The organism is Kitasatospora sp. NPDC088264 (genome assembly GCF_040685715.1).
GTDB lineage: Bacteria > Actinomycetota > Actinomycetes > Streptomycetales > Streptomycetaceae > Kitasatospora.
Window position 1 is genome coordinate 1 of sequence record NZ_JBFBIR010000079.1, and the last position, 14,623, is coordinate 14,623.

Sequence of the window (14,623 nt, forward strand, 5' to 3'; positions counted from 1 at the left end):
TGACTTTTGGCACGCTGTTGAGTTCTCAAGGAACGGACACTTCCTTCGGACCGCCTTCCAGCGGGCCCTCCGGGCGCTTCGTTCTTTCGTGTTTCAAGCTTATCAGATGTTTTCCGCTCCGTTTCCGGCGCTTCGTTCATCCAACTCACTGGTGTCTTCTGCGGCTTTATGCCCCGTTCGACGTTTCAAACTCTAGCCGAGCCCCGCTCCGTAAAGCGAATCGGCCGCAATCCGATAAAACAAGCACGCCGAATAGGAACCAAGCCGCGACAAGACGCGGCCCGGCCCGAACCAGGAGGTGGTGTTTCAAGAGGATTGGCCGCCCCGGGACCGTCCGCGCCGTTGCGTGTCCGGTGCTCCCTGCCGAGCGACTGGGAGACAGTACCCCTGTTCAGCGCCCCGAAACAAACGCCCAGCCCGGGACCACACAGGTCTACCCCTGCCGGCCCCTGCCGACCCCGCCACAACGTCGAGAGATGGACGTGCGACCGCCCCGGTCACGGCGTCAGGTCGCAGCACCGTTGGCAGCCGTCCGGGCGAGGCGCAGTTGTTCCTCCTCCACGATCAGCGCAGCCAGCGACTGCTCCGAGACGTCGACCGCTTCAGGAGTCGATTCGGCCACGTCACTGCGGCGCGCGTAGTCGTCGAACAGTTGGCTCTTCGCGCGAAGAATCTCCACCATCCGCTGGTCGACGCTGTCCGCGGCCAGCAGGCGGTGCACCTGTACACGCCGGACCTGGCCCATTCGATGGGCTCTGGCTATCGCCTGGCTCTCCATGGTGGGCTTCACCTGGGGTTCACAGAGAATGACGACCGACGCCGCCTGGATGTTCAGTCCCACGCCGCCGGCCTGGATCTGGCTCAGCAGCACCGCATGGCCCTGCACGGCGGCGAACTCGTCCACCACGTCCTGTCGTCGGACAGCGTCCAGGCCTCCGTCGAGCGGGCCGAGAGCACGCTGCCCCAGAGCGTCCTGGACGACCCGCAGGACATCCCGGAAGAACGAGAAGACAACGACCTTCAACCCGTTCTCCGCAGCCTCGTCGACGACCTCCATCAGCCGCAGCAGCTTCGCCGACCCTGCCGGGTCCGCGTACGCGGCACGGCGCATGGCCATGAAGTTCCCCTCGGCGACCGCCGAGCGGTAGGCGACGAGATCGGACGCCGACAGTTCCTCCCATTCGTCGACATGAACGACGTCGGGGAGCTCCGTCAGGACGTCCCGCTGGTTGCGGCGCAGGTAGGCCGGTGCAACGGCCTTGCGAAACGACGTCGGGCCTGCGGCGGCCGAACTGCTGTGGATTCCGGGCAGAAGATCAGGCTGCAGATAGCGGACCAGGTTCCGGAACTCCTCCACCCGGTTCTCCATCGGGGTGCCGGTGAGGAACAGGACGCGGTCGACGCGGTCGGTCCACTCGGCCACCGCCTGCGAGCGCTTCGTGCTGTGGTTCTTGACGTAGTGGGCCTCGTCCACCACGACCATGCCGACCGTGACGTCCTCCGGGACCTCCAGGCGACGCAGTCCGTCGAAGGTCACGACGGCGACACCTCCGCTGCCGAGCCATTCGGTGCGCGCCGCTTCCCGCTCCTGGCCGTGGAATCGGAACGCCCTCAGCGTGCTGCGCGACTCGATCTCCCTGATCCAGTTGATGAGGACGCTGGCCGGGCAGACGACGAGGAAGTGTGCGCTCCCGTGCGCCCGGAGATGCGCGAGCGCGGCGATCGCCTGGATCGTCTTCCCGAGGCCCATCTCATCGCCGATGATCACCCGCTTCTGTGCGAGGGCGAAGCGGGCACCGAATGCCTGGTAGCCACGGAGCGAGACCGTGCACCGGGTGTCGTCCAGCGGCTCGGCCCGGACCCGGTCCGACAGGCTCTCCGGGAGGAAGCCTTCGGAGGCGGTGAGCCCGTCGGAGCCGGATCCCGCGAACTCGCCCAGAATGCTGTAGAAGTCGGCCGAGCGGACCTCGAACTCCGCCCAGGCCTCGATGTCCGTGGCCAGTGGGCGGAGGAGGTCCACCGAGGCCTGGGCGAAGAGCATGGACGCTCCTCGGTCCTCCGTCTCCGCGAGCAGGGCGTCCAACCGATCGACCGCGGCGAACGCCTCCTGTCGGCGCTGCCGCCCGGCGAACAGGCCTCTCACAACGCCCCGGGCCGGCTGGGCGGCGGCGATCAGGGCGGCGGCCTCGCCGGCGACACGCTCCGCCAGTTCCCTGGCCCGTCTCGCCTCGGGCCCGGCGGCGACCAGCCGTTGGAGTGCGACGACCAGCGCGGTGCCGGCCGCGTCCTGGTGGTCGACGTCCAGCCGGATCGCCACGGCCTGCTCGGCGGCCCGGGCGATCTGCCCGGCGGCGGCGATGGCCTGGAGAGCGCTCTGGGCTCCGATTCCGGGCAGCAGTTGGAGCGTGTAGGGCGTGGTGTCCACCACCTGCCGCACGGTCCTGATTCCGGCGGCCTCCAACGCTCCGACGCGCAGACGCCCCTCGGTGACGTCCTTCAGCCGGGCCACGGGAATGCCATCCAGTTCGTCGCGGACCAACTGGCCCCGCAGACCGGCCGCGGCCCGGCGCACGTGCTCGACAGCACCCTGGTGATCGTCGACGACCGCGCGGGCGACCGCATGGAGCCGCTCCCCGTCCGCGAGCACGACCTTGGGCTTCCGGACGGCCCGCTGCCTCTCTCCCACCTACGGCTCCTGTCCCGACTCGACCATGCGGCACCCTCTCCGGGCGTCCACATGATTCCATCCAGGCACCGCCGACCGCCCCGGATTCCGAACCACACCCCGGCCACCGACTGCCCCGGCGGAGTCTCCGGGCCGGGTGCGTCCGTGCGTCCGTCTCGATCGACGGCGGGCACACGGCCGTCAGCCGGCGGTCACAGCGCTGCCAGGCCTGCCTCCAGGTCGTCCAGGCCCAGGGAGCCCTGCCGCAGGGCCTTCATGTGCCAGCGCTTGAGGTCGAAGTCGGCGCCCAGCCGGCGGCGGGCCGCCTCGCGGCCGGCCAGCCAGGCGCGCTCGCCGAGTTTGTAACCGATGGCCTGGCCGGGCCGGCCGAGGTAGCGGACGATCTCACTGTGCAGGTGGGCGGGCGCCAGACCGACGTAGTCGGCCATGAAGGCGGTGGCCAGCTCCGGAGTCCAGCGCTCGCCCGGGTGGAACGGGGAGCCCGCCGGAATGACGCTCTCCAGGTGCATGCCGAGGTCGACGATGACGCGGGCGACGCGCATCATCTGCTTGCCGAGGTAGCCGAGGCGGCGTCCGGGATCGGTGAGGAAGCCGAGTTCGTCCATCAGCCGCTCCGCGTACAGGGCCCAGCCCTCCACGTTGGCGCTGATCTTGCCGAGGGTGACCTGGTAGCGGGACAGTTGCTCCGCCGCCGCGGTCCAGGAGGCGAGTTGCAGGTGGTGCCCGGGGACGCCCTCGTGGTACCAGGTGCTGACCAGGCGCCAGGTGCGGAACCGCTCCTGCGCGTCGCCGTTGGCCAGCGGGAGGAAGGTCCGGCCCGGGCGGGCGAAGTCGAGGCTCGGCCCGCTGTAGTACGGCGCGGCGGCGCTGCCGGCCGGGGCGATCCTGGTCTCGACCCGGCGCAGCGGGCCGGTGATGTCGAAGTGGCGCCCGTCGAGTGCCTCGATCGCGTCGTCCGTGATCTGCTGCAGCCAGCCGCGCATCTGCTCGGCGCCGCGCACGGTGTGTCCGTGCTGGTCCAGGTGGGCCCGGGCTTCCTGGACGGTGGCGCCGGGCAGCACCCGTTCGGCCTCCGTGCGCAGTTCGGCCCAGACCCGGTGGAACTCCTCCCAGGCCCAGTCGTAGGTCTCGTCCAGGTCCAGGTCGGCGCCGGTGTACCGGCGGGCCCCGAGCAGGTAGCGCTCGCGGCCGACGGCGTCGGGTGTGCCTTCCGCAGCGGACCGGTAGCTGTCGCGGAGCCAGTCCCGGAACGCGGCCACGGCGGCGGTCGCCTCGTTCGCGGCGGTGTCCAGTTCGGGGCGGAGCCGCTGCGGGGCGGGGGTGACGAACTCGGCGAACCAGCCGGGGCCCCCGGCCGTCTCGCCGGTCCACGCGGTGAGCTGCGCGCACAGCACGTCGGCCTGGCGGGGCGCGGCGAGCAGTTTGCGGGCGACTCCCTCCGCCAGCGTGGCCCGGTAGCCGTCCAGCGCGGCGGGCAGGTTGCGCAGCCGGCCCAGGACCGGGGCCCAGTCGTCGTCGGTGGCGGTGGGCATCATCGTGAAGATGCCCCGGAGCTGGTGCACCGGCGTGTGCAGGTTCCGCACGGCGCGGAAGTTCTCGCCGGCCTCGTGCACCCGCACCTCGGCGTCGAGCCGCTCGCGCAGCAGCCGCGCGCACACGAGCTCCGCCGGATCCCCGTCGGGCCCGGTCTCGGGGACGGCGTCCAGGCGCACCAGCGCCTCCCGCGCGAGCCGGACCGTCTCCTCGACGCCGTCCGGCGACAGGTCGGGCATCCGGTCGTCGCCCGGGGCCAGGCCCAGGGACGTGGCGGTGACGGGATCGTGTGCGGCGACCCGGGCCACGTAGTCGTCGGCGATCTGTCGTGGAGTCATCGTCAGCTCCTTCGGTCGGCGATCGGTCGCGGTACCAGGCGTAGGAGGCCTTCGGGGTGCGCCACTGCGCCGCGAAGTCGCTGCGCCGCAAAGTCGGTGCGCCGCAAAATCGCTGCGCCGCGAAGCCGACGTGGACGAGTCCGGAGCGCCGGCGGAAGCCCTCAGGCCGTCGAACACGTCGTGATTGTAGCCAGGCTCCGCCCGCCCGCCCCGGACGGCCGCCAAGTCCGCACCGCAGCAGACGGGTTGGGCCACGGCCGGGCACGAACGGCCGGGCCCGACGAGACGGCCGGGCCGGACGAGACGGCCGCCCCCTCCGGCGCGCAGTGGCGCTGATCACAGCGGGTTTCGCGCCGTCGGCGAAATGCAGGGGCCGCCCGGGTTGTTTGCACAGGCAACCAATTCCGCCCCGGCGCACTCCACCGGCACCCACGAGGGATCCCATGACCGTCACCGAGCCCGCAGCCTCCCGCGCGGCCGAAATCCTGTCCCGGCCCGTCACGCTCAACGGGCTGACCGTTCCCAACCGCATCGCGATGGCGCCGATGACCCGCAGGTTCTCCCCTGGCGGCGTGCCCGGCGAGGACGTGCGCTCGTACTACGCCCGCCGCGCCGCCTCGGGCGTCGGCCTGATCATCACCGAGGGGACGTACGTCGGCCACGAGTCCGCCGGCCAGAGTGACGACATCCCGCGCTTCCACGGCGAGGAGCAGCTGGCCGGGTGGGCTCGCGTCGCCGAGGACGTCCACGCGGCGGGCGGCACCATCGTGCCGCAGCTCTGGCACATCGGCATGGTGCGCCGGCAGGGCGACCCGCCGTTCGCCGACGCTCCCGCCGTCGGCCCGTCCGGGATCCGGCTGGACGGCACCGAGGGAACGGGCCGGGCGATGACCCGGGCCGATCTGGACGCCGTCATCGGCGCGTTCGCCGAGGCCGCCGCGGCCGCCGAGCGGATCGGCTTCGACGGCGTCGAGCTGCACGGCGCCCACGGCTACCTGCTCGACCAGTTCCTGTGGGCGGGCACCAACCGCCGCACCGACGCCTACGGCGGCGACCCGGTGGCCCGGACGAAGTTCACGGCCGAGCTCGTCGCCTCGGTGCGAGCGGCCGTCTCCCCGGAATTCCCGGTGATCTTCCGCTACTCGCAGTGGAAGTCCGAGAACTACGAGGCCCGCCTCGCCGAGACCCCCCAGGAGCTGGAGGCGGTCCTCACCCCGCTCGCCGAGGCCGGCGTCGACGCCTTCCACGCCTCGACCCGCCGCTACTGGGTCCCCGAGTTCGACGGCTCGGACCTCAACCTGGCCGGCTGGACCAAGAAGCTCACCGGCCGCCCCGCCATCACCGTCGGCTCGGTCGGCCTCGACGGCGACTTCGTCGGTGCCTTCAGGGGCGAGGGCTCCCCGGTCCAGGCCATCGACAACCTGCTCGACCGGCTGGAGCGCGACGAGTTCGACCTGGTCGCCGTCGGCCGTGCCCTCCTCCAGGACCCGCAGTGGGCCGCCAAGGTCCTCTCCGGCCGCCATGCCGAGCTGCGCCCGTACGACGCCGACGCGCTCCGCACCCTCAGCTGACCACCAGCCCCCGAGGACCCGGCCGCGCGGCAGGTACAGCGGCAAGTACAGCGGGGCCGGGTCCCTTCGGAGTCCCGCAGGATCGCGCCGGCCGTACGAGATGTCAACAAGCTTGCGCGAGCCGTGTTTTCGGACGAAGTCGACACGGACGAGGCCGTGGCGCCGGTGGTGGCCCTCGGTCCGCCGAACAGGCCGTCATCAAAGCCGACACCGCCAACTCACCCCGCCGACCCGGCCGAATGCCTCCTCGGTCTGCTGCTCCCACTGCCCTGCGCAGTGTCCCGTGCGGCCTTATGGTGAAGAAAAGACCTCCCGGACGGACCCCTGAGCAGCCTGCCGACGCACGGCGGCGACTTCCCGGAGGAGCGCTGATCATCTTCCCGGAGGAGCGCTGACAATGAGTACCTATCGAGTGGCACAGGCGACCGCCCCGGGCGGTGCGCTCCGACCGGCCGAGCGAGAGGTGCCGCAGCCGGGACCCGGCCACGTGAGGATCGCCGTGGAGGCGTGCGGCGTCTGCCACTCCGACACACTCTTCGTGAACGCCGCGCTACCGGGCGTGTCGTTCCCCGAGGTACCCGGACACGAGATCGCCGGGCACATCGAGGAGTTCGGCGAAGGCACTCGGGACCGTGGATGGCAGATCGGTGACCGGGTGGCGGTCGGCTGGTTCGGCGGCAGCTGTGGCCACTGCAAGCCGTGCCGCCAGGGCGACTTCATCGTGTGCCGGAACTTGAAGGTCCCGGGATGGGCGTACGACGGAGGCTTCGCCGAGAAGGTGGTCGCGCCCGCCGACGCGCTGGCCCGGATCCCCGACGAACTGGCGGCGGGCGATGCCGGGCCGATGGCCTGCGCGGGCGTGACCACGTACAACGGGCTGCGGCGCAGCAGCGCCCGGCCCGGCGATCTGGTCGCGGTGCTCGGGCTCGGCGGCCTCGGGCACCTCGGGGTCCAGTACGCGGTCGCGATGGGCTTCGAGACCGTGGCGATCGCCCGGGGCGCCGAGAAGGCCGGCTTCGCCGAGCAGCTGGGCGCCCACCACTACGTCGACAGCACCGCCGGCACCCCGGTCGCCGAGGCGCTGCAGTCCTTCGGCGGCGCCAGGGCCGTGCTGGCCACCGCCGGCAACTCCGAGGCCATCGCGTCCACCCTGGACGGGCTGGCCCCCCGCGGGGAACTGGTGGTGATCGGGGCGGACACCGCTCCGATGGCGATCAGTCCGGCCGGACTGCTCATGGGTGCCAACGTCGTCCGGGGCCACCCGTCCGGCACGGCGCAGGACGTGGAGGACACGATGGCGTTCAGCGCCCTGCACGGCATCCGCCCGATGACCGAGACCGTGCCGCTGGACCACGCCGAGGAGGCGTACCAGAAGATGCTCGCCGGGAAGGCCCGCTTCCGGATGGTGCTCACCACCGGCTGATCCGGCTCGACCACACGGGCTTCCCCCGGCTACTCGACCACCACAGGCCTCCCCCGGCTACTCGGGCTACTCGATCACGGGCTACTCGATCACGGGCCAGGCCATCGAGGCGCTCGGCTGCAGCGACTGCTCGGCCCAGATGATCTTGCCCCAGGGGGTGTAGCGCACGCCCCAGCGCTCGGCGAGCCGGGCGACGAGGAACAGGCCGCGACCGCCCTCGTCCTCGGCGGCCGCGTAGCGCAGGTGCGGGGCGGTGCTGCTGGTGTCGGCGACCTCGCAGATCAGCGTGCGGTCGTACAGCAGCCGCACCCTGATCGGTTCGGTCCCGTGGCGGATGGCATTGGTCACCAGCTCGCTGAGCACCAGCTCGGTGACGAACACGGCCTCCTCAAGGCCCCACTCGGTGAGCTGCCGGGTCGCCTCGGCCCGCGCCCTGCCCACGGCCTCGGGGGTCGCGGCCACGTCCCACTCGCTGGTCCGATCGGGCGCCAGCACCCGGGTACGGGCGACGAGCAGGGCGATGTCGTCGGTCTGGCGGACGGGCAGCAGGGCGTCGAGCACGGCGTCGCAGACCTCCTGGGGCGATCGGTCGGCGCGGGCCAGGGTGGCGGTGAGGACGTCCAGGCCGACACCGATGTCGCGGGTGCGGTCCTCGATGAGGCCGTCGGTGTAGAGGACCAGGTTGCTGCCCTGCGGCACCCGCACCTCCGTGGCTTCGAAGGGCATCCCGCCCAGGCCGAGCGGCGGACCGGCGGGAAGGGTGAGGACCTCCACCGTGCCGTCCGGGTGGACGAGGGCGGGCGGCGGGTGGCCCGCCCGGGCCAGGGCGCAGATGCCGGTGGTGGGGTCGTAGATGGCGTAGAGGCAGGTGGCGCCGGTGATCGCGAGCTCGCCCTCGGCTGCCGCCGTCTCCTGGTCGATGTGGGCGACCAGTTCGTCCAGGTGTCCGAGGAGCTCGTCCGGCGGCAGGTCGAGGGTGGAGAAGTTCTGGACCGCGGTGCGCAGGCGGCCCATGGTCGCGGCCGCGTGCAGGCCGTGGCCGACCACGTCCCCGACGACGAGCGCGACCCGGGTGCCCGACAACGGGATGACGTCGAACCAGTCGCCGCCGACCCCCGCCTGGGCGGGGAGGTAGCGGTAGGCGATGTCGAGGGCGCTCTGCTCGGGCAACGCGCGCGGCAACAGGCTGTGCTGGAGGGTGACGGCCATCGTGTGCTCGCGCGTGTAGCGGCGGGCGTTGTCGATGGACACGGCGGCCCGGGCGGCCAGCTCCTCGGCCAGGGACAGGTCCTCGTCCTCGAAGGGACCTCGGTCACGGCTGCGCCAGAAGCAGGCGATGCCCATCAGCACGCCCCGTGCCGACAGCGGAACGGCGATCAGCGATGCCAGGCCGAACTCCAGCACCGCCTGCGTGCGCTCGGTGTCCTGCATGCGCCAGCCGGCGTCGGTCGCCAGCTCGGCGACCAGCGTGGGGCGCCCCCTGACGAAACCCGCCGCCTGCGGGGTGCCCCGATCCCACCTGACCAGCTCCCCTTGGGGGTACAGCGGCGAATCGTCCCGGACGCCCGCGAGCGCCACCCGCCGCAGCTCCACCGGGGCATCGACCACCAGGGCCCGTGGTTCCTCGCCGTCCAGGACCGCCTCGGCGAGGTCGACGGTGGCGTAGTCGCAGAATTCGTGGGCGGCCGTCCGGACGAGCTCCTCCGCGGTGCGCCGGACGTCCAGGGTCGTGCCGATGGCCAGGCTCGCTTCGTACAGCAGCCTGAGCCGGCTGCGGGCGACCTCGGCCTTCCCCGCGAGGGCGCGCAGTTCGGTGGAGTCGCGCAGGGTGGTGACGCTGCCCGCCGGGCCTCCCCCGCTGTCGGTGGGGCGGCTGTTGACGGCCAGCAGGCGGTCTCCGACGGGGAGCACCTCGTCGGTGACCGCGCGGTCGGAGATCAGCAGTTCGGCCGTGCGGGGGGCGAGGCCGAGGTCGGCGACGGGAAGCCCCTCCACGTCGGGGGGCAGGTCGAGCAGGCGGCGCGCCTCGTCGTTGGCGAGCAGGACCCGGCCGTCGCCGCCGACGATGGCCACGCCCTCGCGCACCGCGTGCAGCACCGCGTCGTGGTGCTCGTACATCCGGGTCATCTCTTCCGGCCCCAGGCCGCGGGTCTGCCGCAGCAGACGCCTGCCCACCAGCGCCGTACCGGCCGTGGCCAGGCCGAGCGCCAAGGCGCCGACGCCCAGGACGACCGGCAGCTGGCGGTTGAACGCGCTGCTCACGTTGGAGACCTTCATCCCGGACGACACGATGCCCACGACCGCCCCGTGGGAGTCCTCCACCGGGACGACCACCTGGTACTCGGAGCCGAGTGGGCCGTGCACGTCCTCGACGGTGACCTGGCCGTGCAGCGACGGCCCGATGGTGCCGATGAACATCTTGCCGATCAGCTCCGGATCGGGGTGGGTGTACCGGATGCCGTTGCGGTCGGTCACCACGATGAAGTCGACCCCGGCAGCCGTGCGGGCCTCTTCGGTCAGCGGCTGGAGCACCGCGCTGGGGTCGGGGCCCTGCATCGTCGCCACCAGGCCGGGCCCGTGGGCGAACGCCTGGGCCGCGGCGAGCGTGCGGCCGCGCGCCGCGTCGAACCGGTCGCTGCGGGACTGGACCAGCAGCACGACGACGGCCGTCACCACGAGCAACAGCACGATGAGCACCTGTAGGACGAACATCTGACCGGCGACACTCCGGATGCTCATCACCGACCACAGGCGATGCGCCGACTGCTCCCGCGGGGCTGAGCGTGGGTGTCGCCGCTCACGACGGCTACCCGATCGGCGCAGGGGCAGCCAGGAGGAGCGGCCCGTGTCTCTGGCCATACACCCATGATCCACCGCGCCCCGGGCACGAGCGGGCCACACTACGCTGATGGGGGCGAAGCGCAGGTGGCAGCATGTCCCGCCGCAACACCGAACGGCTCACCCGCCCCGCGACCGGCCGGGCGCACGCCGTTCATCTCCTCTCGTCTCCTCTCATCTCCTCCACGGTCGAACAGTCGTCGGCGCGGATGTCAGGTGGGGGACGGAGCGGTGTGGAACTGGCGGGTGAGGTAGTTGGACCAGGTCTGGTGGAACGTGGTGGCGAGTCGGGAGTGGGGGGCGATGAGGTCGAAGGCGTGGTAGGCGCCGGGGTAAAGGTGGAATTCGACCGGGACGCCGTGGGCCCGCAGGCGGGTCGCGTAGTCGAGGTTCTCGTCGCGGAAGCAGTCGAGGTCGCCGACGGTGATGAAGGTGGGCGGCAGGGCGCTGAGGTCGGTGGTGCGGGAGGGGGCGGAGTAGGGGCAGACGTCGTCGGTGCCGGCGCGGTCACCCAGGATCGCCTGCCAGGCGAGGAGGTTGGTCGAGCGGTCCCAGATGCCGATGTCGGTGATCTCGTGGCTCGATGCGGTGCGGTTGCGGTCGTCGAGCATGGGATACGTGAGTGATTGGAACAGCGGTGCCACGCCGCCTCGGTCGCGGATCAGGAGGGTCGTGGCCGCCGCGACGCCTCCGCCGCCGCTCTGGCCCCCGATGCCGATGCGGGTGCCGTCCAGGCCCAGGGCCTCCGCCTCGCGGCCGAGCCACTGGTAGGCGGTGAAGCCGTCCTCGGCGGCGCCGGGGGCGGGTGTCTCGGGGGCGAGCCGGTAGTCGACCACCGCGACGGCGCAGCCGAGGCTCGCGCCCAGCTGGGTGAGCCACGGGTCGTCCTGGGCCGCGAAGCCGAGGACCTGTCCGCCGCCGTGGAACCAGAGCAGGACCGGCAGGGGTCCGGGCGCTTCGGTGGGGCGCAGAAGGCGGATCGGTACGTCGGGGCCGCCCGTTCGGCGCGCGAGGTGCGTCTCGATGGTGACCGACGGGTCGCCGGGCTGCGCGTCGGCGGCGGCCTTGGCCTGGGCGCGGAACGCCGCGCGCGTTGCGGCGAGGTCCGTCAGGTCGAACGCGCCGTTGGGGGTCATGGGGATTGCGTCGAGGGCCAGGCTCAGCTCCTGGTCCATCAGTTGACGGGATGCGGGCATGGCCGTTCCTGCTCTCGGGGGAGGTGTTTCGGCGGGAGGCGTTTCAGGGGCGGAACGCGTCGATGACGACCACGCCGGTGGGTCCGTACGTCTCCAGGGACTCCAGGACCTCGCTCGCCTCGTGGAGGCCGACGGTGCGCGAGACGATGCGGCCGGGGTCGAGGCGACCGGCGGCGATCATGTTCAACATCGTGCCGAAGCGCTGGCCCTGCATGCCGAAGGCGCTCAGGAACTCCAGTTCCTTGACCATCATGACGTCGACCGGCAGCGCGACGTCCCCCTGTTCCGCAGCGGTGGTGTGGCCGAGTTGGAGGTGGCGGCCGCGGGTGCGCAGGGAGAGGACGGAGTTGCGGCAGGCGGCGGCGATGCCCACGGCGTCGACCGACACGTGCGCACCGCCGCCGGTGAGGGTCTTCACCGCTTCGGCGGGGTCATCGGTCGCCGCGTTGACGGTGTGGACGGCGCCGAGTGCGCGGGCGGTGTCCAGCTTGTCGTCCGTGATGTCGATCGCGATGACGTTGGCGCCCGTCGCCGCGGCGATCTCGACCGTCGACAGCCCCATGCCGCCACCGGCGCCGTACACCGCGACCCATTCGCCGCCGCGGACCTTCGCCTGGTCTACGACGCCGTGGAAGGCGGTCATGTAGCGGCAGGCCAGCGCGGCGACGTTCACGAAGCCGACGCCCTCCGGCACTTCGACCAGGTTGACGTCGGCGAAGCGGACCATGACGTACTCGGCGAAGGCACCCCAGTAGGACACCCCGGGTACGAGCGAGTCCACGTGCTCGCAGACGTGCTGATTACCGCTGCGGCACATCTCGCACGCGCCCTCGCCGGGGTTCATCGGGAAGATGACGCGGTCGCCCTCCTTCCACCCCCGCACCTCGCGGCCGACCTCCACGACGGTGCCGGCGAACTCGTGGCCGAGGACGAACGGGGCCTCGACACGCGGCCCGCCCGTCCAGAACTCCCCGGCCCACAGGGCCCAGTCGGTCCGGCAGATCCCGTTCGCCCCGACGCGCACGATCGCGCCGTCCGGCGGGCAGGAGGGATCGGGCACGTCACGGATGACGAGCGGCTTGTGGAGTTCCTCGATGACTGCGGCGCGCATGGCACGGCCTCCTCGTGCTGGGAGTCGACGGGAGCGGGGAGCAACCGCCTGAAGTCCACCGGTTCAAGTGGTGGACTTTGAAGCTAGCCGTTTGCCTGGAATCATGTCAACCACATAAAGTGGTGGACATGGATGACAGGGCCAGCAGGGACGGCAGGGACGGCAGGGACGGCAGTCGCGAGGGGCGCCAGCGCGCCAAGGCCGACTTCCGCTTCGACGACGCGCGGCTGTGCTTCGCCTTCGCCGGCACCCTGGCCGACCGCGGCGCGGACACGCCCTTCGAACGGCTGGCCCGGCCGGAGGACCTGAGCCGCTGGGCCGTCGAAAGCGACTGCACGACAGCGGCACCGCCCTGCACCGAGGCCGACCTCGACCACGCCAGGCAACTGCGTGAGGCGATCCAGCGGACCGGCCGCGCCCTGGCGGACGCCGCGCCGCCCTCGCCCGAGGACATCGCACTCGTCAACCGCGCCGCCGCCGAGCCCCCCTCGACACCCGAGCTCGCCCCCGACGCGACCACCGTGCGCTGGCACGGCGACGCGCTCGCGGCAGTACTCTCGATGGTCGCCCGGGATCTGATCGCCCTCTGCGCATCGGAGCACCGCACCCGCGTCCGCATCTGCGGCAACCCCGACTGCGGCGCCCCCTTCGTCGACACCTCCCGCGCGGGCGCCCGCCGCTGGTGCTCGATGAAGACCTGCGGCGCCCTCGTCAAGAAGCGCGCCTACCGGGCGAGGCAGCAGACACCCACCACCGACGCCCGGTAGCGCATCGCCGCGCGCGGCGGAGCCCGGACGGCTCCGAGGCGGCACGCAGCGCGATCCTCATCGCCAAGGTCGCCAAGGCGGCCGCACGGGCGATCAAGAACGCCGGCGGCATCAAGAAGGCAGTAAGTCGGGTATCGGGTTGTGATCAATCTGCGGGATTCGTCCTCACGGCGAGGCCTGATCGGGTAGACCATGTTGCGTGACGTGAGCGCAACTATCGGATGCGGAATCGGAGTTCATCGGACCGTACTTGCCGGTCGGCGAGTACGGCCCGTACCCGGAGCGGCTGCGGTAGCAGTTCGAGGGCGTGATCTGGCGGTTCAGGACCGGCGGGCAGTGGCGGGAGATGCCGGCGGAGTTCGGTGCGTGGTCGACCGTCTCCAATCGCTTCCGGCAGTGGCGTGACGCGGGTGTCTTCGAAGCCCTGCTGGAGGGCGCGATCGCGGAGGCCGCGAGGCGGGGCGAGGTGGACTTGTCGCTGGTCAGCGTGGATTCCACCACTGTTCGGGCCCACCACGACGCCGCCGGGATGCACCTGGGCCCCGACGCCCTGGAGGCCCTGGAGAAGGCCGCTGACGAGGCGGAGAAGGCCCGGCAAAAAGGGGCGGCCCGCAGGAACAAGACGGACAGGACGCCGCAGATGGTCCGGGACGCGAGGAGCGACGACGTGCCCGGCGGCGGCGCAGGCTCCGCCTGAAGGTCGCCCTGCTTGGGCGCTCAAGGGGTGGACAGACCAGCAAGGTCCATGTCGCCGGCGACCGCAGGTGCCGCCCGCTGGTGTTCGTGCTGACCGAGGGGCAGGCTGCCGACAGTCCGCAGTTCATCCCCGTGCTCGAGAAGTTACGGGTCCGCGGACCCGTCGGCCGTCCCCGCACCCGGCCCGACGCAGTCGCCGGGGACAAGGCCTACTCGTCCCGCGGCAACCGCGCCCACCTGTGCCAACGCAAGGTCACGGCGGTCATCCCGGAGAAGAGGGGCCAGAGCGCCAACCGGCAGAAGAAGGGCAGCCGGGGCGGGCGGCCCGTCAGCCACGACGTCGACCTCTACAAGGAGCGCAACACCGTGGAGCGTCTGATCAACAAGCTGAAGGCCTGGCGAGGCATCGCCACCCAGCCGACAGCCTCACCACGACACCAGGAGTCTTTGTGACCTTGAGTAAC

General features: G+C 71.7%; 8 protein-coding genes and 1 pseudogene. 4 read left to right on the forward strand and 5 right to left on the reverse strand.

Annotation, left to right across the window (positions count from 1 at the left end):
• Positions 1–505: 505 nt before the first annotated feature.
• Both AB0O82_RS35065 and AB0O82_RS35070 read right to left on the reverse strand, forming a co-directional pair.
• Positions 506–2,686, reverse strand: coding sequence for a DEAD/DEAH box helicase (locus tag AB0O82_RS35065; RefSeq protein ID WP_363588512.1), 2,181 nt, complete (start codon positions 2,684–2,686; stop codon positions 506–508).
• A 191-nt stretch (positions 2,687–2,877) separates the two neighbouring features.
• Positions 2,878–4,557, reverse strand: a complete 1,680-nt coding sequence (locus AB0O82_RS35070; RefSeq protein ID WP_363588514.1) for a DUF885 domain-containing protein — start codon at positions 4,555–4,557, stop codon at positions 2,878–2,880.
• Between the two features lie 443 nt (positions 4,558–5,000).
• On the opposite strand from AB0O82_RS35070, the gene AB0O82_RS35075 reads away from it, so the two are divergent.
• Positions 5,001–6,128: an NADH:flavin oxidoreductase gene (locus AB0O82_RS35075; protein ID WP_363588516.1), complete on the forward strand. Its 1,128-nt coding sequence runs from the start codon at positions 5,001–5,003 to the stop codon at positions 6,126–6,128.
• A gap of 397 nt (positions 6,129–6,525) precedes the next feature.
• On the forward strand, positions 6,526–7,551 hold the full coding sequence (locus tag AB0O82_RS35080) for an alcohol dehydrogenase catalytic domain-containing protein (RefSeq protein ID WP_363588518.1): 1,026 nt from the start codon (positions 6,526–6,528) through the stop codon (positions 7,549–7,551).
• A gap of 81 nt (positions 7,552–7,632) precedes the next feature.
• On the opposite strand, the gene AB0O82_RS35085 is transcribed toward AB0O82_RS35080, so the two are convergent.
• The 3 genes from AB0O82_RS35085 to AB0O82_RS35095 all read right to left on the reverse strand — a co-directional run bounded on the left by AB0O82_RS35085 (position 7,633) and on the right by AB0O82_RS35095 (position 12,696).
• Entirely contained in the window at positions 7,633–10,290 is a 2,658-nt protein-coding gene (locus AB0O82_RS35085) for a SpoIIE family protein phosphatase (protein WP_363588520.1), read from the reverse strand.
• Between the two features lie 311 nt (positions 10,291–10,601).
• Entirely contained in the window at positions 10,602–11,585 is a 984-nt protein-coding gene (locus tag AB0O82_RS35090; RefSeq protein ID WP_363588522.1) for an alpha/beta hydrolase, read from the reverse strand.
• 43 nt (positions 11,586–11,628) lie between these two features.
• On the reverse strand, positions 11,629–12,696 hold the full coding sequence (locus tag AB0O82_RS35095) for an alcohol dehydrogenase catalytic domain-containing protein (RefSeq protein ID WP_363588524.1): 1,068 nt from the start codon (positions 12,694–12,696) through the stop codon (positions 11,629–11,631).
• A gap of 128 nt (positions 12,697–12,824) precedes the next feature.
• On the opposite strand from AB0O82_RS35095, the gene AB0O82_RS35100 reads away from it, so the two are divergent.
• Both AB0O82_RS35100 and AB0O82_RS35105 read left to right on the forward strand, forming a co-directional pair.
• Positions 12,825–13,463: an ABATE domain-containing protein gene (locus AB0O82_RS35100; RefSeq protein ID WP_363588526.1), complete on the forward strand. Its 639-nt coding sequence runs from the start codon at positions 12,825–12,827 to the stop codon at positions 13,461–13,463.
• 238 nt (positions 13,464–13,701) lie between these two features.
• A pseudogene (locus tag AB0O82_RS35105) lies at positions 13,702–14,573 on the forward strand (transposase); the annotation flags it as partial.
• Positions 14,574–14,623 lie beyond the last annotated feature (50 nt).

Coding starts and splice junctions, on each gene's coding strand:
- AB0O82_RS35070 (WP_363588514.1), bottom strand. CDS start 4,557: ATGACTCCACGACAGATCGCCGACGACTACGTGGCCCGGGTCGCCGCA.
- AB0O82_RS35075 (WP_363588516.1), top strand. CDS start 5,001: ATGACCGTCACCGAGCCCGCAGCCTCCCGCGCGGCCGAAATCCTGTCC.
- AB0O82_RS35080 (WP_363588518.1), top strand. CDS start 6,526: ATGAGTACCTATCGAGTGGCACAGGCGACCGCCCCGGGCGGTGCGCTC.
- AB0O82_RS35085 (WP_363588520.1), bottom strand. CDS start 10,290: ATGAGCATCCGGAGTGTCGCCGGTCAGATGTTCGTCCTACAGGTGCTC.
- AB0O82_RS35090 (WP_363588522.1), bottom strand. CDS start 11,585: ATGCCCGCATCCCGTCAACTGATGGACCAGGAGCTGAGCCTGGCCCTC.
- AB0O82_RS35095 (WP_363588524.1), bottom strand. CDS start 12,696: ATGCGCGCCGCAGTCATCGAGGAACTCCACAAGCCGCTCGTCATCCGT.
- AB0O82_RS35100 (WP_363588526.1), top strand. CDS start 12,825: ATGGATGACAGGGCCAGCAGGGACGGCAGGGACGGCAGGGACGGCAGT.